This is a genomic window from Maribacter halichondriae (genome assembly GCF_027474825.1).
GTDB classification, from domain to species: Bacteria; Bacteroidota; Bacteroidia; order Flavobacteriales; family Flavobacteriaceae; genus Meishania; species Meishania halichondriae.
Genome location: NZ_CP107030.1, coordinates 1666217 through 1688479 on the forward strand (window position 1 = coordinate 1666217; position 22263 = coordinate 1688479).

The 22263-nt window shown below is 40.6% G+C and carries 25 protein-coding genes and 2 pseudogenes; 3 read left to right on the plus strand and 24 right to left on the minus strand.

Annotation, left to right across the window (positions count from 1 at the left end; genetic code table 11):
* The 7 genes and pseudogenes from N8A86_RS07600 to N8A86_RS07630 form a co-directional block, all read right to left on the minus strand.
* A complete protein-coding gene (locus tag N8A86_RS07600; protein WP_273568489.1) occupies nt 1–189 on the minus strand; it encodes a hypothetical protein in 189 nt (62 codons plus the stop codon).
* Nucleotides 186–971, minus strand: a complete 786-nt coding sequence (locus N8A86_RS07605) for a hypothetical protein (protein WP_273568490.1) — start codon at nt 969–971, stop codon at nt 186–188. The genes N8A86_RS07600 and N8A86_RS07605 overlap by 4 nt, the downstream gene beginning before the upstream one ends.
* Nucleotides 920–1195, minus strand: coding sequence for a hypothetical protein (locus N8A86_RS07610; RefSeq protein WP_273568491.1), 276 nt, complete (start codon nt 1193–1195; stop codon nt 920–922). Before N8A86_RS07610 ends, N8A86_RS07605 begins: the two co-directional genes overlap by 52 nt.
* Nucleotides 1192–2028, minus strand: coding sequence for a type 1 glutamine amidotransferase (locus N8A86_RS07615; protein ID WP_273568492.1), 837 nt, complete (start codon nt 2026–2028; stop codon nt 1192–1194). The genes N8A86_RS07610 and N8A86_RS07615 overlap by 4 nt, the downstream gene beginning before the upstream one ends.
* A 172-nt stretch (nt 2029–2200) precedes the next feature.
* Nucleotides 2201–3298, minus strand: coding sequence for a carboxylate-amine ligase (locus N8A86_RS07620; RefSeq protein WP_273568493.1), 1098 nt, complete (start codon nt 3296–3298; stop codon nt 2201–2203).
* Between the two features lie 511 nt (nt 3299–3809).
* A pseudogene (locus N8A86_RS07625) lies at nt 3810–4757 on the minus strand (ATP-grasp domain-containing protein); the annotation flags it as partial.
* Between the two features lie 178 nt (nt 4758–4935).
* Nucleotides 4936–5613, minus strand: coding sequence for an alpha/beta hydrolase-fold protein (locus N8A86_RS07630; protein WP_273568495.1), 678 nt, complete (start codon nt 5611–5613; stop codon nt 4936–4938).
* 128 nt (nt 5614–5741) lie between these two features.
* Between N8A86_RS07630 and N8A86_RS07635 the strand changes: the two genes are divergently transcribed.
* Both N8A86_RS07635 and N8A86_RS07640 read left to right on the plus strand, forming a co-directional pair.
* Nucleotides 5742–6068, plus strand: coding sequence for an alpha/beta hydrolase-fold protein (locus N8A86_RS07635; RefSeq protein WP_273568496.1), 327 nt, complete (start codon nt 5742–5744; stop codon nt 6066–6068).
* An 11-nt stretch (nt 6069–6079) separates the two neighbouring features.
* On the plus strand, nt 6080–6568 hold the full coding sequence (locus N8A86_RS07640; RefSeq protein WP_273569044.1) for an alpha/beta hydrolase: 489 nt from the start codon (nt 6080–6082) through the stop codon (nt 6566–6568).
* 37 nt (nt 6569–6605) lie between these two features.
* Here N8A86_RS07640 and N8A86_RS07645 read toward each other — a convergent pair whose 3' ends face one another.
* The 3 genes from N8A86_RS07645 to N8A86_RS07655 all read right to left on the minus strand — a co-directional run bounded on the left by N8A86_RS07645 (nt 6606) and on the right by N8A86_RS07655 (nt 10303).
* Complete coding sequence (locus N8A86_RS07645) at nt 6606–7235, minus strand: hypothetical protein (RefSeq protein ID WP_273568497.1); 630 nt, start codon at nt 7233–7235, stop codon at nt 6606–6608.
* A 2-nt stretch (nt 7236–7237) separates the two neighbouring features.
* Nucleotides 7238–8326 (minus strand): acyltransferase family protein, encoded by a 1089-nt coding sequence (locus N8A86_RS07650; protein WP_273568498.1) that lies wholly within the window; start codon nt 8324–8326, stop codon nt 7238–7240.
* 165 nt (nt 8327–8491) lie between these two features.
* Nucleotides 8492–10303: a sodium:solute symporter family protein gene (locus tag N8A86_RS07655; protein WP_273568499.1), complete on the minus strand. Its 1812-nt coding sequence runs from the start codon at nt 10301–10303 to the stop codon at nt 8492–8494.
* Nucleotides 10304–10378: 75 nt separating this feature from the next.
* Here N8A86_RS07655 and N8A86_RS07660 point away from each other — a divergent pair, with 75 nt between their 5' ends.
* Nucleotides 10379–11134, plus strand: coding sequence for a sulfite exporter TauE/SafE family protein (locus N8A86_RS07660; protein ID WP_273568500.1), 756 nt, complete (start codon nt 10379–10381; stop codon nt 11132–11134).
* A 554-nt stretch (nt 11135–11688) separates the two neighbouring features.
* On the opposite strand, the gene N8A86_RS07665 is transcribed toward N8A86_RS07660, so the two are convergent.
* The 14 genes and pseudogenes from N8A86_RS07665 to N8A86_RS07730 all read right to left on the minus strand — a co-directional run bounded on the left by N8A86_RS07665 (nt 11689) and on the right by N8A86_RS07730 (nt 22263).
* Nucleotides 11689–11892: a hypothetical protein gene (locus N8A86_RS07665; RefSeq protein ID WP_273568501.1), complete on the minus strand. Its 204-nt coding sequence runs from the start codon at nt 11890–11892 to the stop codon at nt 11689–11691.
* Nucleotides 11893–12157: 265 nt separating this feature from the next.
* Complete coding sequence (locus N8A86_RS07670) at nt 12158–12514, minus strand: response regulator (protein WP_273568502.1); 357 nt, start codon at nt 12512–12514, stop codon at nt 12158–12160.
* Nucleotides 12514–13683 (minus strand): sensor histidine kinase, encoded by a 1170-nt coding sequence (locus N8A86_RS07675; RefSeq protein WP_273568503.1) that lies wholly within the window; start codon nt 13681–13683, stop codon nt 12514–12516. The genes N8A86_RS07670 and N8A86_RS07675 overlap by 1 nt, the downstream gene beginning before the upstream one ends.
* A complete protein-coding gene (locus tag N8A86_RS07680; protein ID WP_273568504.1) occupies nt 13676–14173 on the minus strand; it encodes a Rab family GTPase in 498 nt (165 codons plus the stop codon). Before N8A86_RS07680 ends, N8A86_RS07675 begins: the two co-directional genes overlap by 8 nt.
* The gene (locus N8A86_RS07685) at nt 14160–15026 is read right to left on the minus strand and encodes a cell envelope biogenesis protein OmpA (RefSeq protein ID WP_273568505.1); all 867 of its coding nucleotides are present in this window, start codon (nt 15024–15026) and stop codon (nt 14160–14162) included. The genes N8A86_RS07680 and N8A86_RS07685 overlap by 14 nt, the downstream gene beginning before the upstream one ends.
* Nucleotides 15027–15031: 5 nt before the next feature.
* Entirely contained in the window at nt 15032–15391 is a 360-nt protein-coding gene (locus N8A86_RS07690; RefSeq protein ID WP_273568506.1) for a fructose 1,6-bisphosphatase, read from the minus strand.
* Nucleotides 15392–15907: 516 nt separating this feature from the next.
* Complete coding sequence (locus N8A86_RS07695) at nt 15908–16915, minus strand: 2-hydroxyacid dehydrogenase (protein WP_273568507.1); 1008 nt, start codon at nt 16913–16915, stop codon at nt 15908–15910.
* Complete coding sequence (locus N8A86_RS07700; protein ID WP_273568508.1) at nt 16896–17552, minus strand: hypothetical protein; 657 nt, start codon at nt 17550–17552, stop codon at nt 16896–16898. The genes N8A86_RS07695 and N8A86_RS07700 overlap by 20 nt, the downstream gene beginning before the upstream one ends.
* An 11-nt stretch (nt 17553–17563) precedes the next feature.
* The gene (locus tag N8A86_RS07705; protein WP_273568509.1) at nt 17564–18007 is read right to left on the minus strand and encodes a hypothetical protein; all 444 of its coding nucleotides are present in this window, start codon (nt 18005–18007) and stop codon (nt 17564–17566) included.
* A 68-nt stretch (nt 18008–18075) separates the two neighbouring features.
* Entirely contained in the window at nt 18076–18516 is a 441-nt protein-coding gene (locus N8A86_RS07710) for an Hsp20/alpha crystallin family protein (protein WP_273568510.1), read from the minus strand.
* Between the two features lie 119 nt (nt 18517–18635).
* Nucleotides 18636–19067 (minus strand): hypothetical protein, encoded by a 432-nt coding sequence (locus N8A86_RS07715; RefSeq protein ID WP_273568511.1) that lies wholly within the window; start codon nt 19065–19067, stop codon nt 18636–18638.
* A gap of 66 nt (nt 19068–19133) precedes the next feature.
* Nucleotides 19134–20506 (minus strand): annotated as a pseudogene (locus N8A86_RS07720) (MBL fold metallo-hydrolase RNA specificity domain-containing protein).
* Between the two features lie 10 nt (nt 20507–20516).
* Complete coding sequence (locus N8A86_RS07725) at nt 20517–21383, minus strand: ATP cone domain-containing protein (protein ID WP_273568512.1); 867 nt, start codon at nt 21381–21383, stop codon at nt 20517–20519.
* Nucleotides 21364–22263, minus strand: a complete 900-nt coding sequence (locus tag N8A86_RS07730; protein ID WP_337251771.1) for a mechanosensitive ion channel family protein — start codon at nt 22261–22263, stop codon at nt 21364–21366. Before N8A86_RS07730 ends, N8A86_RS07725 begins: the two co-directional genes overlap by 20 nt.

Sequence of the window (22263 nt, forward strand, 5' to 3'; positions counted from 1 at the left end):
TTAATCTTCAAAAAAACTAATCGAAGAACCAATCCAAGTATCTTCGGTCAAATGTGAAACGTTAATGAGCCCACCTTTGCCCATACGGGTCAAATTGATTACCGGTTTAAGTTTGTTTTTTTCAGGATCCAAAACATAGAGAATTCGCAATTCAACTTTTGAATTTTTTTCTGAATTGGTTTTGATCAAGGGCGGTAGTTCACTTTACTTTGAAGCAAATAGTTTTGCTTGTCATCGATTTTATCCACAATCTCTTGGCTCGGATTAAGCTCGATACCTTGTCCCGCAAAGGAAAACAGGGGTTTTAGCACGAACTTGCTAAAATCCAAATCTTTTGGAACATCGTTTAAGTAATAGGATTTTGGAATGTATTCATGTTCAAGCATGGGCATAATACACTTTGAGACCATAAAGAACCAATCGGGGTGGGTGACCCAATCCACATCGACCTCATCAAAAAGGTTGAAGTTCGTTTTGATGTCCTTTAAGCGCTGCATGTCATCAAATATTACACGATTGTAAATGCGATGAATCGGAATTTTTTTGCCGTTCTTCTCGTAGAATAGTTTCGTGCCTTCCTTAATAACTTTTGTAATACAAACTACCTCGATACCCAATTTCTCTTTCGTAGCCCAAAAATCGATTCTGGTCTTTTGTTTTTCAGGGAACAATTCCATCAAAATTGCATTTTCAGGATGCTCCTTTCCCAGTATTATTTTATTTATCATTTCAAAATAACTGTCCTCGTCAAGGTTGTCCAAAAAATAATGGAACCCCTTTGACGAAAGGCCAGGATAATTTTTTAGAAATGCCTTCCCTAAAAAGGGCTGGTAGTACATTAATGAAGGAAACGCTTGAAGTTCAATGAGTTGAGGCGTAATATTGCCCTCTGAATCGTCACAGAGTCCAAAATCGATTGCTAAGAAGTGAGGCTTCCCCAATGGGCTCGGCGACTGAAGATGCTTTGGCATGAATCGTTCACGTATGGCATCCATATCGAGCTTCCATATTTGATCAAGAATGCTTTCACAGGCATCGAAAACCTTTTTTTGATTTCCTTACTGATAAAAACAGGGGTTTCCGATATGCGAAAGGCGCAACGTTCGCCCAAGGTTCTTTCAATCTCGTTTTGGAGGTTTTCATAATACTCCTGTTTGAAATCAATGTTGAATGCCTCACGGACTTCCTTTATCATACGGAGATTAATTTAGATTGATCAATGGTGTCTGCCGCTTGTTGCAGAAAACGTGGAATTATAGTATGGTTCGTTTTCATGATCTTGTCATCGTCATCAAGATGCTCAATCATATCAAGATATTTCTTTTTGCCGTGTTTTTTTATAATCTGGGCACGTTTCTCCTCTTTACTGAAATGGCGTAACATGCCCTCTGCATCAGCTTCTGGGTGAAACTGTACGCCGAATATTTCATTGGAAAACCGAATGGCCATGACCGCCCGTTCCAAAGGTACATGAGGTCGCACCTTTTCTCTGCACAGCACTTTACCATCCAAAGTATCCAGTTTCCATTCTTGCGGACCAACGACTTGATAGTCGCGCGAATCGACGGCATAGAACGGATTATCAAGGCCTTCGAACAAGGTTTCACGTTCACCGCTCAAAGTCTTATAAATAGGAAGAATACCGAAGGAAGTCGATCTTCTTTTTGTAACTCTTGCCAAATCCCAGTGCAGACAGGCCAATTGAAACGAATGGCATATCAAGAATAAATGCTTTTTGTTCGGATGCGAAAGATTGTGTTTTAACAAATCGTCCAAAAGTCCGAAATATTTGGTTTCCCATACTTCCCCAGAAATCAGGGGAGACCCTGGCCCACCGGAAGATAGATAGATATCATAATCCTCAAGCCTTGGAACCTCTTCATTGACCCGGACTTCAAAAACATCATAATGTCCCTCGATTCCATCCTTTGCCAAAAATTCACCTGCCAACATTTTGATGCATCGCATACCCTCGTTGGGGTGGCCCGCATTCATATCCAATATTGCAATTTTGTAGGTATTTTGCATCTCCTTTTTTTATTCGTCATTGTGAGCGAAGCGAAGCGATCTTTTGAAAATTGTACAACAGTTCAATAAATTGTCACGCCCGCCTTTCTAAACTGGCAGGTTCGCAATGTCATTTTCATAGTAACGCTCAGTAACAAAAAATAATATATTGATACCTGGGTAAAAAAATGGTCTAAAGTCCTTTAGCCGTTTGCTTTACAACATAATCCACAACTTGTTTCAAGTCGTTGGTTTCCTCAAAAACTTTCAATTGCCTATCGGCACCGGATCCTTGCTCCAGCATTTGATATACATAGCCCACTTCGGTGCGGCATCCGAGATCATCGACCACATCATCGATAAACTCCAACAACTCGTTAATGAGCGTCGCAAACGGAACTTCTTCCTCTTTTCCAAAATCGATAAGTTTGGCTTCCATACCCCAGCGCGCGGCACGCCATTTGTTCTCGTTGATCAAAATTCTACGATACGACCTGAAACTTTGGTTCATACGGTGCAATTTGCTCAACTTGGCAATGATACACTGCATCAAGGCCGCAATACAGATGACTTCGTCAACCGTCATGACCATATCGCAAACCCTGAATTCAACTGTAGGATAGAACGGGTGCAAACGAATGTCCCACCATATTTTCTTGCCATTGTCGATACATTGGGTCTTGACCAGCAATTCTACGAATTTATCATACTCCGCTACACTGGCGAAATATGGCGGAATGCCCGTTCTCGGGAATTTATCGAAAATCTTTGATCTGAAGGATTTAAATCCCGTCTCACGACTTTCCCAAAATGGCGAGTTGGTAGAAAGTGCATACAAATGCGGCAGAAAATAACGCGCTGTATTCATGATATGCAGACCCTCCTCACGGTTTGGGATGCCTACATGCACGTGCATTCCGAAAATCAGATTCGAACGGGCTACATCCTTCATTTCCGAAATCAATTGATCATACCTCGGGTTCGGGGTAATCAATTGCTCGCTCCAATGGGAAAAAGGATGCGTTCCTGAAGCGGCCACCTTCAGGTCCTCCTTGGCGGCAAGCTCGATAATCTGTTGTCTCAGATACGATACCTCATCACGGGCCTGGTTGATATTTTCGCAGATATTGGTGCCCATTTCGACCATCGACTGGTGCATTTCCTCTTTGATGCGTTCTTTCAGCACCACTTTACCCCCATCGATGATTTTTGACATCTGGGAATGAAGCGTCAACGCATCGTTATCCAGAATTTGAAATTCCTCTTCTATTCCCAGTGTGAACTTGTGCATATCGGTCGTTTCGATTTATACAATTTTTCTATTTTGATTTTTTAGGCGTGCTTTTTGCCTTCGCCGCAGGTTTATTCGTTTTCTTAGTCGTAGCTTTTGCTTTTGTCGCTGCCTTTTTGACTGCTGCAGACTTGGTTTTAACCGTCGTCTTGGTAGCGACTTTTGATTTGGCCGCAGCCTTTTTCACTGCTGTTGTTTTGGGCTTCGCAGCAGCTTTGGTCGTTACCTTGGCCTTGGCCGGGGCTTTCTTCACGACGGTCGGCTTGGATGCAGTTTTAGGTTTTACTGCAGTTTTAACCGGGGTTCTTTTTGCACCTGTCAGCTTAGACGTAGTTTTGGCAGTAGCCTTCTTCTTTGTTGCCGGTTTCGCTTTTGGCGTGGCCTTCTTAGCCTGCTTTGGTGTGGCCGTAGTAGTTGCTTTTTTCGAAGCTGCGGGTTCTTTGATAACCGATTTCTTAGCTTGGGCCGCAGTCTTTAAAGGTACTTTGCTAGTGACCTTTTTTGGTGGGGAAACAACATTTTGAACAAAAGTGCCCCACGAAGTATTATTTTGGCCTGCCTTATGCGCATTTGCTTTTTCAATGGCATATTTGGCGGAATGCTCAACAATCCAATCAAAATTGGCCTGACCTACTGAATTGATATCCGCATCGGGCGCAGGGTTACAGAAATCGATGGCATAGGGTACCCCATCACGAACGGCAAATTCAACGGTGTTGAAATCGTAGCCAAGGGCCTTGCACAACTTTAATGTATAGTCGTGAACCGTTTTCAACAGTTTCTTAAGCTCTGCTCCCTTGGTTTGCGGTTGCGCTACGTAACGCTCGTGAAATGCATTTCGAGGCTCATAGGGCATAATATGCACATACTTTTGTCCCAAACAATATACGCGGAAATAGTCGTCAAAAACGATTTCTTCCTGAAGCATCATGACTAACTGTTCGGTTTCACCATGTTTTGCAAAAAGGTCATCCGGGTTATCTACACGATAAACGCTTTTCCATCCACCTCCTGAATGCGGTTTCATATAGGCAGGAAATCCGATGTAGTTGAAGATGTACTCCCAATCCAAAGGATCTTTCAGATTACGGAACGATTTCTCGGTAGTGTCGTCTGGACGATGGTGCGATGGCAAAAGAACGGTCTTGGGTACCGGAACACCCACCTCCAAAGCCAAACAGTTGTTAAAGAACTTTTCATCGGCACTCCACCAAAATGGATTGTTGATGACCGCCGTACCCTTTAAAGCTGCATTTTTCAAATATGCGCGATAAAAAGGTACTTCTTGCGAAATACGGTCAAAGATGACATGATAGCCATAATCGATACCTTGCTGTACCTTATCAATTTGAACGGCTTCGGCAACTACTTTGCCTTTTCCCAATTCGTTTACCTTGTCGATAAAGGCCCATGGGAAGGTGTCTTCCATTCCGAATAGTATTCCAACTTTTTTTGTCATGATAAATTATGTTTTATTTTCATTCCCGTGCAGACGGGAATCTGTTTATTGATTTTATAAGGTTCTTTATTATTGTGCTAAAATAAAATTAGGCCTGCGCAAAACACCTCCCTCAATCCCTCCTTATTAGGAGGGAAGAATATTAGTCAAAAATACTTCCCGATATATTCTGGAAACATCATTTTCCACAAGGGCCAATCGTGTTCCGCCCATTTTTTTCGTCATACCAATGGGCAATTCCTTTGGCGTTTAAAATGCCCGACATGTGCTTGTTCTTGTCAAGACATATATCCCATTCCGAAGTACCCAGCACAATATTCATGTGATGGAACTTCCATCCTTCCTCATTTTGCATGTATTCATTGGGACAGTTGAAATAGATCCGCATATCATCGGAAAGTGGTGTCATGTTACGAATGTCAAACGCGGCACTCATGGCAAAAAGGTGCGATACCACATCCGGAAATCTAAAAGCTGTATTTGAAGCATGAAATCCTCCAAAACTAACTCCGGCGGTCGCGATGCGATGTGTGTTGCATTCTTGTTGGATATACGGAATCAGTTCATCCTTTAAAAACTGCATATACAGTTCATAGTTATGGATCTTGATTTCCGAATTCATGTTGTCATCGTAAAATGACATCATGTCAATGGTCTCTACGTTATAGAGTTTAATGCGCCCTTCTTCAACAAATGGCATGACCGAATCTACCAATCCGAAATCGGTATTCTGGGTATATTGCCCTCCCGAAGACGGAAACATCAGTATCGGGTGCCCCCAATGCCCGGTAATCTCAAGATTGATGTTCTTGCTTAAGATGTTCGAATAATATTGCCTGTGTTCTACTTTGGCCATGTTCCTTTAAAAATACTTTAAAATGATTAACAATCAACCGATTAAGGGCGGCAAAATTAATTTATTTTATGACATGCCAAACAATTATTTTAGGTATTCGTTATACTTGCACATTCTTACAGAAAAATATGCCATTTCAAATCGATATTGTAAGCCTAAAAGGGAGTTTCAGGTCTGTGCATTTGGGCAGAAAAGTGCATTTTCGACTGGTTGCGCCATCCGAGTACAAGGAAGCCCAAAAAAGGTATCCCGTGCTAATGATGAACGACGGACAAGATTATGCGGCGATGCAATTGGAACGTGCCTTGACAAACGCTTTTTCTGATAAAAGTATCACTCCTTTTATATATGTTGGCATCGAGTGCAATCAAGACCGTATGTACGAATACGGCACAGCATCTTCACCAGATTATAAAAAGAGGGGGGCAAGGCGTTACCATATTCCAAGTTCATAATCGAGGAGTTCATTCCGTTTTTAAAAGGAGAATTCAAGGTTTCGCTTGAAGGATTCGATTGGATCTATTGCGGAATGTCATTGGGTGGATTATCGGCCTTTGACATCGCCTACAACCATCCGCTGTTCTTCGGAAAAATCGGAGTTTTCAGTGGATCATTCTGGTGGCGCAAAAAAGCCTACGTAAAGAAGGATATCGCCGATAGAAGCCGGATCATCTTGGACGTGATTAAAAACGGAACTCCCCCGAAACACCTAAAATTCTGGCTTCAGACCGGCACCGAGGATGAGACCGCAGACCGGAACAATAATGGCATCATCGATGCCATCGATGATACTTTGGACGTGATAAAAGAACTTCAGTTAAAAGGGTATTCCTATCCGGGTGATATCACCTATGTTGAAATTGAAGGAGGCAAACATGATTTGCCTACTTGGGCCATTATATTTCCAGATTTCTTGAAGTGGGCCTTTAATTCATCCTCTAATCTCTCTAAATAAGATTGAAAAGCTAATGGTTTTATAAGAGGGTCTTGCGCTAATTCTTTACCGTTTCTTGGTTTTCCTTCCACTTATTATAAAATTGGACTATTTCTGAGGGAGTTTTAAACTCTTTGTTCGCAATTTTTTGAGCTAAGGGAGGGCAATCTGAAAAGAACTTGGCCAGGTTCTTTCTCTTTAGGCCTAAAACTCCTTGGTTGACCCTAACCAAAGAAGGGTTATCCTCTTTTTTAAAATAAGCTATGTAATCGATATAGCCAGAGTCAGCATCTTCAAACTCCCAATGATAGTGGGTCAAGAAACCCTTCTCAACTACCTTTAAAAAAACAGGCTCCCCATAGCCCTGAACAGAGGCGTAGTTTTGTGAGAAAAAATCCCCAGAATCGGTTATCCAAACACTCTCAAAAACACTTTGTCCCTTATTGTAAGCTAAAATTTGTTTGGGGCCATATTTACGCTTTTTCTTTTCTCCTTTAAATTTTATTTTTTTATAAAGACTCCCGAACGGGTGCGGTTTTCTGTCCATCAGGGCTCCGAAAAGCGTATCGTTATTGTTTAAGACAACATAGCCCTCTTCAAAATGTTTTTGCCCCAACGATAAAATGGGAATGCAGAAAAGAACAATAAAAAATGGTAAAAAAATTATGGTCTTTATAAGGTTTGTCATGTTTATACCTTGAAGAATATCTTCCTCCGGTACAAGAAATATGCCAAAAGACAATAAAAGGCGACGACAGACAACCCATATAACAATGATGAGAGTTGCATCGATAAAAAGTCATGAACATATACGGTATCGAAAAGCCAACCATGCAATGATTGATCTTCCTTTATCTTAATCATCCCCATAATCTTACTGATGAAACTGGATAGAAAATAGAGAATAATGGCATTTGCCCCAGCGTACCTGAAAATGCTTCCAAATTTTATTTTTTGTACATCGGTCAGATAATAAATCAATGCCAAGACTAGATTGGCCCATCCTGCCGTTACCAACACGAAACTACTGGTCCATAAGGCCTTGTTGATGGGAAAAATAATATCCCATAAATGACCTATAATCAATAGTGAGCCTCCAAGACCCATCAAAATAGTTGCTTTCTTCGGTTGCTTCGAAGTCAAGATCAGTCCCGTAAAAATTCCTAGTATTGAACTACAAATTGCCGGCAACGTACTTAGCAGTCCTTCAGGGTCGTAGTCGGCTTTGTAATTGTGGGTTCCGAAAACTTTTACATCCAACCAGTTGGCCAAATTATTCGGGGCGCGTTCGAGAGTTGATTCCATTCCCTCGACGGGAACAAAACCCATAAGTAGCCAATAGCCTATCAAAATTGCCGCACATATACCGATGAGGGTTTTCCATTTAAAGTTTATAAATAGGATGGATGCGAAGAAAAATACTACTCCGATACGTTGCAAGACTCCGGGAAAACGAATGTTCTCAAAGTCTTTGATAAAAGGAAAAGTTAGTGTAAATGCCCCAAGAAATAGGCCCAAACCAATCAATTTCAGCGTTCGGACGATTATCTTTTTATAGGTTCCAGCATTGGTAGGCTTATTTTTATAGGAAAAAACAATAGACGTGCCTACGATGAATAAAAAGAAGGGAAACACCAGGTCGGTGGGTGTATAACCGTGCCATTCGGCATGTAGAAAGGGCGCATATACAGCGGACCACGTGCCTGGGGTATTCACCAAAATCATCAGAACAATGGTCGCTCCCCTAAAAATATCAACGGAAAGGATTCTTTCTTTCATGAGTTGGGTTATTGAGTTATTCGGTTACTAAATACAATGTTGATGAATATTTGTTTTCGACTTGAACTATCTAGACAGGATCTCATCTATAAACATTATGTTTCACAAATTTTTGATATTGAATTTGCGCTTGAACCTACCTCCCGGCAGGCAGGCTTAAACTTTTTAGAGAATATGGTCTTTCATTCGGTTCCATGCTTTCATCAATAAGAAGCCCGAGACCACTGCAATACCGGTCAATATCATTGCTTGCGTTGTCCTTCCATAAATCCAATAACCAGTAGCGAACATCATAGAATAAACTAGAACAACTCCTAAAAGCATGGCTGTAATTCCAGAAGGAACGCTCCACTTTTCATTTGTGGTCACAATTTCCACATTGTCGATTTTAGCTTCTTCGACCACTTTGGCCCATCCTGGGCCACCTGGCTGTATTTTGCGATAAAAACTCCTCAATACTTCCTTTGATTCGGGTTGGGTCATAAAGGTTGCCGTCAACCATATAATGGTCGTAACAATCATAATAAAAGGGAGTTCGGCCCAGTCAGGAAATAAGCCGTTCTCGATACCGAAAAGAATTTCCTTTAATGATGTAGTGGCAATCAAAATCGAAAGAATACCTGAAGCAAACATGGCTGAAATCTCTGTCCATGCATTGATACGCCACCAAAACCACCGTAGAATAAATATCAGACCTGTACCGACCCCGAACGATATCAACAGTTTAAAAACCTCCTCCGCATTTTGCAAGGCCAATGCTAAAATCGCACTTAAAACCATAAGTACGACTGTCGATAATCTACCAACCGCCACCATTTGCTTTTCAGTCGCATTCGGATTGACCTGTTGCTTGTAAAAATCAAATACCATATAAGATGAACCCCAATTCAGCTGTGTAGAAATTGTACTCATATAAGCTGCTACAAGCGAGGCCAAGACTACTCCTAAAAGGCCGCTTGGCAGTTTGGTCAACATTGCCGAATACGCCAAATCATGACCTAATTTGTCGGCGGGTACGTTCGGAAAAGCCGCCGAAATACTAGCAATATCGGGATAAACCACCAAAGATGCCAGTGCTACCAAAATCCAAGGCCATGGGCGTAGCGCATAGTGCATAATGTTGAAAAAGAAAGTTGCTCCGATAGCATGGTTCTCGTTTTTTGCTGCCAACATTCGTTGCGCAATATAACCTCCGCCGCCCGGTTCTCCGCCTGGATACCAACTGGCCCACCATTGAACGGCCAATGGAATGACCAAAATCGTAATGAACAATTTTTTATCGCTGAAATCAGGCAAGATATCCATTTTCGATTTTACCAAATCATTTTCGATAATAGCCTGTATTCCGCCTACTTCGGGCAAGTTTACCAAATAAAAAGCTGCACCGATTGCCCCTGCCATGGCTACGAAAAACAATAGAAAATCGGTATAGACTACACCTTTGAATCCACCCAAGGCACTGAAGACGACGGTAATAAGACCAGCGCCTATTATCGTTTCCAAGGGTTCTAGTCCAAGCATGACCCCTCCTATCTTTATGGCCGCGAGATTTACCGCAGACATGGTAATCACATTGAAAAGAACGCCTAAATAAACGGCACGAAATTTTCTCAAAAAACGAGCGGGCTTTCCCCCGTAACGCAATTCGTAAAACTCCAAATCAGTTTTGACATTAGACTTCCGCCAAAGTTTAGCATAAACAAAAACCGTGAGCATACCCGTAAGAAGAAAACACCACCAACCCCAGTTGCCCGAAACACCTGTTGTTCTGACCAAATCGGTTACCAAATTCGGCGTATCAGTAGAAAAGGTGGTTGCCACCATAGAAAGACCCAATAACCACCAAGGCATTGTTCTTCCGGATAGAAAAAACTCGTTGGAGTCTTTGCCCGATTTTTTAGAAACATAGATTCCAATCCCTAAAACGATTGCGAAAAATACAATGATAAAGCTATAATCGAGCGTACTGAGTTCCATAGGTCGGGTGTTGGTGGATGGCTAAAGATAAAATTTTTTAAGATACATTTGTCCATTGTTCGCTAAACATACCTCTTGCTCGTATCGATAACTTCTGAAATATCATTGACCGCATGGTCCATTGCCTCTACGGCCGCTTTTGTTTTAGGGATTTCGAAAGCGGGAGTAAAGGGAATCGCTATCATCATAGTTACCTTAATGGCGTTGGCATTCGGAGCAAAGGAGTCTACGGGTTTGATCGTACCCTTGTTGGTAGTTGGCGATATCTTTGCCGTCATTTACTACAACCGTCACGCACAATGGAAATATATTCTACGTTTTTTACCCTGGATGATGGGGGGTGTTCTCATTGGAGTACTTATTGGAAAAGATCTCGACGAAGAAACGTTCAAAATAGGAATGGCCATTATAATTCTTGGCAGCGTCATCATGATGTATTGGTGGGACAAAAGAAAATCAAAGGCAGTGCCTACCCATTGGAGCTTTGCCGGATTCATGGGCATCATGGCCGGAATTACCACCATGGTCGGCAATTTGGCAGGAGCCTTTTCAAATATTTTCTTTTTGGCGATGCGCCTTCCTAAGAATGAATTCATAGGCACTGCGGCCTGGCTCTTTTTTATCATAAATATTTTCAAACTCCCTTTTCATATTTGGTCATGGGGTACAATAACTCCTGAAACGCTTCTTATTAATTTGAAACTTGTGCCAGGGATTTTAATCGGTCTGTTCGTGGGAGTTCGTTTGGTCAAAATCATCAAAGAGGATTTTTACAGAAAAATGATATTGGTCTTGACCGCAGTAGGGGCTATCTTGATTCTTTTTAGGTAGTGTTTTCGAACAAAAAAGGACACTTTGAAAAAATTCAAAATGCCCTTCGGGGGAACTAACTTAAAAAATCAATCTACTCTGATCTCCATTATTTTTTTAAACGCTAATGAGACGATTCCAAGACTATTTTTGCAATAAAGAACAACGCAATCAGAACGACCAGAATTGCTACGGATTTTCTCATATTCATAATCTATTTTTTAAAATAGAACATCGGTAGATAAGGGTTAAGTCTATAGTTTATGCATTTCGAAGTTCTCCTAAAACCCGGTCTGCACTTCAGTTTTTATCAAAAAGCCCTGACGAATCAGGGCTTTTTATCCGACCCAACGATTAAAATTCATTTTCACCTTGTTCTATTTAAAGGTGTGCTTTCTTTAATTCCGCAGGCTCCACTGCGATATTGAATTTCAAAAAGCGAATTCAACTGTTAGACCGATGTCGGACAACATACATGGTTAGTGCTGGTATAGCCCTATCTTACTTTTTCTTTTCACTGATCTCAAAACTGGCGGCGAAACGATTTTTGTTTTCTGAATCATGTTTCTTTTTTTTTAATTCTTGCCCAATTGATTTTTTGTGCTCTCCAATGATGCGGCATAGAATCTGTTCCACATCGCCTTTATCAGTTCAGGCCTATAAAAAGTTCTCTTATCATACAAAAAAGCCGGTAAAATGACGTAAAGGGTAATTAGAAAAACGATTAGACTAATACCGAAAAAAATCTTTACTATCAACGTACTATCGACACCACTCATTTTAGCTACATGTCATTTTTAAAGGTTTGGTTATAAGGAATTCAAAGTTCGTTTTTCGTAGCAACCCTTAAAACTAAGAAGTGATGGATAAGTTGAAAGAAAAGATTTTGAACGAAAAATAAAGTGCCGATAAAGTGTACATTTTTATCGATGAAATGCACTTTTATGGGCTTTTTCTTACTTTATAATTTTATCTGTTCGTTAAAAAATATCGATTTGAAAAAGTTTTTAGAAGATGAACGGGTCATGAAGCAAGAACCCATTCTTATTTTAACATGCGAAATATGGTCTTTAGCAGGTCTTCTTTTTCAAAAGGTTTGGTCACTACTTCGTTCATACCGGAATTGCGATATGTTTGCACCTGTTCAGGGAACGCGTTGGCCGTTAGACCGATAACAGGAATGCGTTTTATGTTCTTGAAAGGAAAATCCCTAATAAGGCTTGTGAGATGGTCTCCTGAAACATTGGGCAAATCAATATCCATTAAAACAAGATCGTAAGGGTTGTTGACCAATTCTTTCATAACATCCGCTCCGTCGTTCAGCATCTCAACCTGAAAAAACCCAACATCTATCAACATCTTTAAAATCACCGTCTGAATATGTTCGTCGTCTTCCACCACTAGAAGGCGAAATTTATCACTATTCTTTTGATCCTCTCGGGCACAAACACACTTGCATTATCCATATGCTCTGCGGGAAAGGTTTGTAAAGGAAACCGTAAAAGAAGGTCAAAGTAAAAAACAGAGCCCTCGCCAACCGTTGAATTCAGTCTTATCTTACTTCCCATAAGTTTAAGCAAGCCCTTTACGATCGCCAAACCAAGACCGGACCCATTTGCTTTGTTTTCAGTGTTTAATTGCGTGAAACTTTCAAAAATAGTATCGAAAGATTCTTGTGGAATGCCATTTGCCGTATCGGAAACTTCAAAACGAAGGCTTACCTTGTTCGCCCATTTCTGGTTGAATACTATGGATAGTTTAATATTGCCCTTCGTCGTATACTTAATAGCATTGTCAAGTAAATTGGTCAACACTTGATATATTCGCAACCTGTCTCCTTCTACAAATTCAGGAACCTTCTCATCTAAATGACAATAGAAATCAAGGTTTTTCTTCTTGGCTTTCGTTTTATAGGTAAATTCTAGGAGCTTAAATAACTTCGCTAGACTAAAAAGCTTCTGCTGTAACTCTAGTCTACCTGACCCGATGGAGCTTATATTAAGTATATCTTCAAGCATCAAACTTAAATTTGAATTCGAATGCTTTAGAAAGTCCAACATTTTTCGCTGTTCACCGTTCAGTGAAGTAGTAGCCAATATATCTGAAATAGCCATGATGCCCGTCAAAGGGCTTCTGAGTTCATGGCTGAAATTCTGAATAAAACTATTTTTGAATCGCTCTCTTTCTTCAAGTTCTTGATTCTTGATAACGGTCAACTCGGTCTTTATTATAGACTCGTTACGTGACTGGGCAACACTTTGATAGGAGTCATAATGTTCAGAAAGATCATCGATTATCAGAAGAAATCCTTCGTCTTTCTTTATCATCGTTATATCGGTAATAAGAGATGTTTTTTCAATTCTTAGATGGATGCAAAAGAACTTGAACACTTCGTCAGAACTTTCAAGCAATGAAGATACACTTTCGAAAAAAGGATGTTCTTCTGATAGCTTAGAACCTGCTATTAATGGGAAAAGAGTCTGATCACTTTCGACAATAGTATCATCGTAGTCCACAAAGATGAACTGTACCTTATGGTCTCTATATTGCCGGCGATATTTTTCAAGCATGGTTATGTAAAAGAGTTGCCATTTTATGAAAGAGTTCTTCGACAGATTCGCCGGTCTTGGCACTGGAAAGAAAATCGGAATTGATATTGTTTTCCTTTAAAATGGAATTCAAGTCCGTCAAATCGACCAAATCGACCTTATTACCCACAACGATAAGCGGAACATCGGGTAGTTTCTCAGTAGTTATCTTCAGGTCATCGTTCAAATTCTGAAAGGTCGAAGGGCGCGTAACGTCAAAAACGAATACGGCGCCATGTGTTCCCAATAAATATGAACTTCGGATGGTTTTTATATCGTCCGTTCCCTCCAAATCCCAAAGAATGAGGGAAATATTCTTTCCAACAGAAATTTCGACTACTTTCTTGGTAATATGAACCCCAATCGTAACCTTATAGTTATCAGAAAAGCTATTGCTTACGAATCTTCGGATCAAGGAAGTCTTTCCAACACCAAAATGACCCAGGATGACAATTTTTTTAGATTCTTGCATTGCCGAAACTTTGTGCCAATTCCCGTTCCAACGTATCCCTTCTGACGGGAATGATCTTTTTCTCCGCATTCAAGGTGTCAAAGACAAGGTCTAAATTCATGGCCATATATCGGTGGTAGAAATCAAAAATAATATCCTGTAGTTTGTTTTTCGAGCTCAGGGAATAATTACCCGATATTGCCACGGCAATATAATGGGTCACAAAACTCTGAATATGAATCTGGTACAATTCATATTCGATAAGTTCCAGATTTTGATCTTTCTGCTCAAAAGCATCTTCTACAAAAGATTTAATAGCCGTGAACATGCCCGAGATCATTTCTTCATCGATAGTTTTCGATTTTACGTACCCCGCCTTTAAAATACCCGAATCTTTTTCTATTAAAAAAACCTGTTCGATTTTCGCCGATGACAGTTCGTCCATCATAAGTTGGTCTTCACTCTTGCTCGAAAAGATGGATTTGAATTTGCGTTTCCAACTTTTAAGAAAGCCTAATTGCCCATCTATTTTTTCGGAAAGTAATTTCATTTCCTGCGCCACATACTTTTTGACCATCTTGCCCAAAACTGGATATAAGGCGTCAACAACTTCATCTTTGTGATTCTTTATTTCTTCCTTTAAAGTAGCGGTAATTGTAGGCCCCAAGGTCTGTGGAATACTTTTGGCAAATTCCGCTAGTTGGTGTTCGATGAGCGGATCGACCTTTTTGGAAAGTTGTTTCTTCTTGTTGACCGTACGTTCAAGCATATCGACCCGCTTGGATATTCTTTCTTCGAATTCACGGTCATCAGTGAATAGAATATCCTTTAAGATCTCAATCTTGTCCTTCTCGTTCATCAGGGGAATTTTCAATCGGATTATTTTTTACCAACTTTCTCGCCAAGTTCGACAAGCAATTTCCCCAGCATCTTTTTGTTTACGGCATCTTCTTCAAGATTCTCGATTCTGTTTTCAAGATTCTTTTCTACTTCTGTAATACGGATATTGGTATCCGTTGCAATATTGTCAATGGCGATGTTCAGATCGTTTCTTACCTGTTCGACCAAGTCTTCCAAGACTTTTTTCTTGTCAAGAATATCTTTTTTGAGTACTTCGAACTCAGAATCATAGGCTTCAATGGTCTCGCCAAATATCAAATTCTTTATGGTCTCGATCTTTGAAGTCGTACTCTCGACTTTGCCATTCAATTTAAATACGGTTTGGTCGTTCTTTGACATAACACCTAATTTTAAAAAGGTTGAACTGCACTATTCGTCCGTTTATCTAAGGTTGTGTTTTTAAAAACACACAAATAATCAACATGGCCACTTTCGATACGCGGTCGTTAAAATGCACATTGCTATTTTTACTGCTTGGCCAAAATCCCCGCGTAGAGGGCTAATGTACAACATTTTAGGAACTAAATTCAACAATCAGCGCAATTTTACGGCACTTCGAGATTACTTCCATGGATGTTAAAAAGTACTTTTGATTGTCGTTTTTCCATTTTCCGTGGCTTTGCTCGACAATGAAAAATGGGCGGGCCGTGAATTGCTCATGAAATATCGATGAAGATTTGTCTTAATTTCATAAAAAAACCAGTAGCCACCGATGATAAGGTGATTACTGGGTTACGTTTTACCGTACTTGTTCTGGAATTCTATTACCAGACTGGAATAGGAATGTGTACATCCAACTTTAAGGGTTGAAAATTTAGCTGAAACAACCATGAAATATCAGGTGCGCAACTCGAATCAAAAAATCAAGGTTTCATAGCCCAATTCATTTTCGCATTTGCGACCTTCTTCCCAACAATCCAGGTTTTCAAATGTCGTCTTTGCAATATTGCGCATGGCTTCATCGGTCATAAATGCTTGATGTGGGGTAAGCAACACATTTGAAAATGACAACAACCTTTTCAATTGACCATCTTTGATTCCGTCATCTGAATGATCTTTAAAAAAGATGCCTTTTTCCTTTTCATAGACATCGGTACAGTAGCCTCCAAGATTTTCTTCCTCCAAAACCTTGATCAATTCTTTGGTATGGACGATAGCACCTCGGGAAGTATTTATCAGAATAGCATTTTGCTTCATCAAAGCTAGCTTTTCGGCGTTGATCAAATAGTGGTTTTCGTAAGTAAGTGGTATATGCAAGCTGATAATGTCCGATTTTCGGCAGAGCTCATCCAACGGACAATAGGTCACATCGCACAGTTCTATCAAGTCCATATCAGGTTTTAGGTCGCAGGCCAGAATCTTACATCCGAAGCCATGCATTATCTTGACCATAATGCTACCTATTCTTCCTGTGCCGATTATGCCAACTGTTTTTCCGTGAAGGTTGAAGCCCATTAGGCCTTCCTGCAGAAAATTATAAGTATGTACTTGGGCATCGGCCAAAATGAGTTTCCTGTTAAAGGCCAACAGAAGCGCGGCGGCATGTTCGGCAATGGCATGTGGCGAATAGTCCGGTGTATTCGCCACTTTGAAACCGAACCGTTTGGCGGCCTTGATATGTATGTTATTGTACCCCGCAGAGCGCAGGGTAATATAGCGCACCCCTAACTCCCATAGTTTTTCGAGTACGACCAAAGAAGCATCATCACCGGAAAAAATTGAAATTGCGTTGTACCCGACAACTTGAATAGCGGTATGAGTATCTAGCGCATCTTTGGTATAGGTTACCTTGAATTCTTTTTTGGCCGCACTTTTCAGATAGGGAATTTCATACTCTTTTGCACTATAGACCAGTAACTTCATCTTTTTCTTCTTTGTGAAAAATCAAATCTTGTTCCTCCATCGCCACAACCACTAGTTTCACGTAATCGTTTACTGTTTTCGCAATATTATTGGGATCGGTTATTTCGATATTCCCGCGCCAAATCAATGCCCTTTCCTTTCCCTCACAGATACAGTATAGTGAAGTTTCGGCATGGTAAACAGTGAAGTTTTCATAGTATTCGTCATCGTAATAGATATCTTGATGGCGGAGATAATCATCACGGAACCTATTGTTCTGGTTGTTCCATTTCGCAACACTCTGTCGGAAGCTTTGCCGATTTTCAGAACCGGTTATCTTGGTTAAAAGTATAGCATCAAAGTCCTTGTCGAGAAGGCTACGCTCCACATCGTCCAATTCTTTTTCCGTTCTTTTTGTGTTTGTAAACGCCACATCAAAAAGGTCGATACTGCGCATGGCTTCTATTCCCCTTTGATCAAATTCGGACTTCAGACGACTTTCAAAATCAGTTCGTGCCTCTTCATTCTGTGTCATCCCCACCAGTAGCACCTTGTTGGCATAAAAAATTACGATATCGGGATCTTTCCAGTTGTCGACCAATTCAGCGGAGGAACATCCCATTAAAATTAATATGGATAAAATGAATATTTTTTTCATGATGGTGGTAATTAGTTCAACAATCTTTTTTGCTTTTGCTTCTTCATTACATTGGAAACCAATTTGAAAAGTCTGGACTTCAACTTTCGATACTCGGCCAAATACTTTTTGATTTCCGAGGTGAGTTCCCAATGGGTCTCGGTGTAGGCTTTTTCCATTTTTAATTCATCGACGTCGTTGACCATAATTTCCAAAAGGTTTTCGTGCGATTGTACCTTCTTCATCAGTACGACCACTTCTCTTTCAGCCTTTAGAATGGCAACTATAATTTTTTTGCTTTCATCGAATACTTCGCTATCTACCAATTGTAGCGTGTACGATTTTACCAAATCGTTCAGGAACAACTGTTCGTCTCTTGCGAACTTGAGTTCTGACATCCATTGTATGCTAGCCGCATGCATCTCTTCGGCACTGAGCCATTCTATGTAGCTATGTTTATTTCTCTGGGTCTTCATGACATTTTTGTTTAATGATATTCAAAAACGGTAAAGATTCCCCCGAAAATCTTGCCGTTTTTACAAGATTAAACGACCTCGATTTTCCTTTTTGCCTTTCGCTTTGCCCCTTCTTTTTTCATTAGTTGCAACTTGAGGATGCCGTTCTTGTAGGTAGCCTTCACGTCTTTGGAATCATCGACTGTTTTTGGTAACTGAAGTGATTGCCTGAACGAACGATAATTGAACTCTTTTCGGGTGTAGTCATCGTCTTTTTCCTCTTCCTCCTTACTCTTTTTTGCGGATACTTCAAGTACATCATCTTTCATGGTGATTTCGAAATCTTTTTTCTCAAAGCCGGGAGAGGCCAACTCGATTTCAAAGTCGTTTTCGTGCTCTTTAACGTTCATAGCAGGAGTCGATTCTTCAAGATTGAAGAAGTCTTCATCGAAGATAGCATCGCGGTCGAATAAATCAACCAGATTGTTACTCCAAGGAAATCCGCTCTTGTTGAATTTAATAAGTGACATAGCGTTCGATTTTAAGGGTTAAACAATTTATATTGGACTAAAATTAGGGTGCAAGGAATGAAATTGAAATGATTTTGGTCAGGTTCGCTTCGGTCACACTCCACGATTAAAATCAAAGTTCAAAAGTCTCGTTTTCGTTTTTTCAGAATACCACCGGCATAATTGAATATTTCTGACTTCAAGTACTGAAAATCTTCCATAACGAACACCACTTCAGCTTCTAGAGCATCGTGTTTCTGATAAAATCGTAAGTCACAAGTATCGTCGGTGCATTCCAACATTCCTCCTAAATCATTTTCATGGTTTGAAATCTTTTCTAAAACTCTGACCTTGTTCGCCTTGACCTTTTTCAATCGACTTAGATAATCTTGTAGCCGCTCAAAAAGATTGGGGGTATTGGGCTCGAAAACATAAGAGTTGAGCAACCGTTCGATAAATGAAAACTCGTCATCTAAAAAGCGAAATTTCGATTTCCAGTTTCGGCAATCGGCATGCAGGTCTTCTACTTTTTTGGTTTGCTCCGTTTTTGTATGTGTAGTATTTGGGTTCATGATAACGGGTGTTTCCCATAAAACTACTGTGAGCTATTTGGTATAGCAATGATATTCGTCAGTCCATTAAGAAATGGGCAATTCTAATATTTCATGCAAACGTGGAATATGTGACTGCCAAGCGAAGGTGTCCTTTATTTTGACACGGAATGCATCCAAAGCCGTTGGTTCACCATGGATCAAAAATACCCTTTCTGGAATGTTCTTAATACCGCTCAACCAATCCAACAATTCGAATTGATCGGCGTGAGCCGAAAGACCTTCCAGGTGTTCGACTTTTGCCCTTACCGGATAGTATTTGCCAAAGAATTTCAGCTCATGGGCACCTTCCAACAATTGTCTTCCCCGGGTACCCTCGGCCATATAGCCGACCAATAAGACCGTCGTGGTAGAGATGTCTATCAACTGTTGCAAATAGGTCAATACACGCCCCCCTGTGACCATTCCGCTTCCGGCAATAACGACTTTTGACCTTGTGTCATCTATAGTTTTCCAAGTGTCTTTATAGGAAGTAATGATATTAAAATGGTTGCACATGGCACGACATTCGTCCAACGGCAGTTTGTGCCAAGCAGGATGGTTCTCGAAAACGGAGAGCACACTGTTCCCCATAGGACTATCAATAAAAAGGGGAATATTGGGAATACGGTTCTTTTTATATAATTTCCATAAGAGATACATCAATGATTGCAGACGCTCCACGGCAAAGGAGGGAATAATCAGGTTTCCCCTTTCGTTTATTGTTCTCTTTATCAGAGAAACCAAGATTTCTTCCACATCTTCTTCAGGATGTAATTTATTGCCATAGGTGCTTTCCAAAAAAAGATAGTCGGCCCATTTCGGGCGTTCGGGCGGAGATAATAATAAATCATCGGTTCTGCCGACATCTCCTGAAAAAACGAACACTTTACCAAAGATTTCCAGTTCAATGAAAGTCGCACCGATGATATGTCCATTGTATCGAAATCGAAATTTGATATTTTCAGAAATCATATTCCAGACATCTCTTTCTTCGGTAACGAATAAATCAATGGCTCGCTCAGCCTCCTCGACCGTATAAAATGGCAACGCAGGTCGATGTTTGCTATAGCCTTCTTTATTGGCGCGCTCAGCCTCTTCTTCATGAATTTTGGCGCTATCCCTTAAAATAATCGAGGTTATTGATAAAGTGGGGGCCGTACCGATAATTTTTCCAACAAAACCTTCTTTGACCAATCTGGGCAAATATCCTGTATGATCCAAATGGCCGTGGGTCAAAAGCACCACATCTATTTTGGAAGCATCAATCGGAAGGGTTTCCAGTTCAGCTCCCGAAGTTCTTTCAGCCCTTGGAACATACCGCAATCGACCATAATGTTCTGTTCGGGAGTTTCGAGGTAGAACTTGGAACCGGTTACCGTACCGGATGCTCCTAGAAAATGGATTTTTACTTTGTTCATAGTACCTACATCAGTTATTGCACAATTGCCCGACCTCTTGCAATATCCTTTCTTTCCGGGAATCGGAAATTCCCAAATGATCAAGAAAAAAATTGTCTTTTATCAACTGTCTGCACAACACAACATCCCTACTCAATAAAAACTGTTTTTCACGATTCGTCAATAATTGTGAAACGGTAATTGGGTATAGCCCCAAACGATCGATACGGTCTTTGAGTCCGTCGTTCTTAGGATAGTCCCAACTCAACAGATTGAGGCCCACACATTTGCCATAGGTTAGGGCATCGGCCGTAAAGCGTGTATTCGTTACTACACCGCCCCTATCGAGTATTTTGGTTTTGTCATTCTTTTTGTCCCATTGTTGCTTTACATCCCGATAGCGGGAATTAATATAGAGCGGCACTTTTACGTTGCAATTTCGCCCTTCCTCACCATGGAACTTGCATTCGATGATACTGACGCTTCCGTTCTTTTCGGCAAAGACATCGATTTCGTGGGTTACGCAAATACCAGGAAGCATCTTGCCCGTTTCAGTTTTATATCCTGAAAAATCCAAAATAGCGGCCACGAATTTCTCGAATGGGAATCCGGTCGGGCCCAATTCGTAAATGGCCTTTTTCAATTTATATTTTGAGGCAAAAACGGACCTTTTTTGTTTTAACAAAGCAAAAGCCCGATTATAGATTTCCTTGGTGGAAATACCCTGATAAAGTTCATCGCGCACTTTATCAACGATATGCTTTACCAAAGTATCATCGGCACCACTTCGCTGTAAAGACCTACGAAGTTTTTCGATAGAGAAACGTACTTTTTCTCCCGATGATTTTACAATTTCCAGATCGATTTCTTTGGTGGTTTTATTTCTTGAGGTTGACATCCAGTTCCGGTATTTGTAAAAGTTGAAGGGTGGCCGAGGCCAATTTTACCTTCCCATTAGTTTGAGAAATCGACTGTTCTATGGTTTCGAACAATTCATGTTTTGTCATCCGTCTACGCTTATAATCGGTAATATATCGCAGGTTCAGCTCGACCCAGTTATCGGTCAACCGAACCGCAACGGTGGGATCTATTTTCGCATCTTCGATATAGTAACGTTCGACCATTGCTGACCATTTCGTTTTCGAACCCTTGACATAATCGGAGAGTTGTGCATTCGCAGTTTCCAACACTATTTTTTTTGCCAATTCAACGTCAGACCCATAGGTAATAAAAACATTAAGTTCATCCCAAACAAAAGGGAAGTCCATGGAGTAATTTTTAATGGGTCCCTTGAATACAAAGGCATTGCTGATCTTGACAATCCGGCCCGAATAATTATCGCTACTTACCCATTCACCCATTTCCATAATGGTGGTATAGACACTGTCAATATCGATGACATCACCCTTAATACCATTGATTTCGATACGGTCTCCCGGTTTGTAGACCCGAACGAAAAAAATGTAGAACGAGCCAGCGATGCTCAATATCAATTCTTGCAGCGTGAACGTGATGCCAGCGGTAAAAAGGCCAATGATAATAGTATAATCCTTAACACTTTCCAGCGTAAAAGAAATGAGCAACAACAGCACAATAAGCACATAACCAATGATTTCGACACCTTTTTGCGCCTTGTAGCGAACTGTCACATCGTCGATTCGACGTTTTAAAAGTTTGCGAAGAAAACTTATGGAAATCACTATGACGAAAAGCCACAAGAGCAAACGTATTATTTTGACCGCCATAGGTTGGCTCAGAAAATCGATTATCTCTTGCAC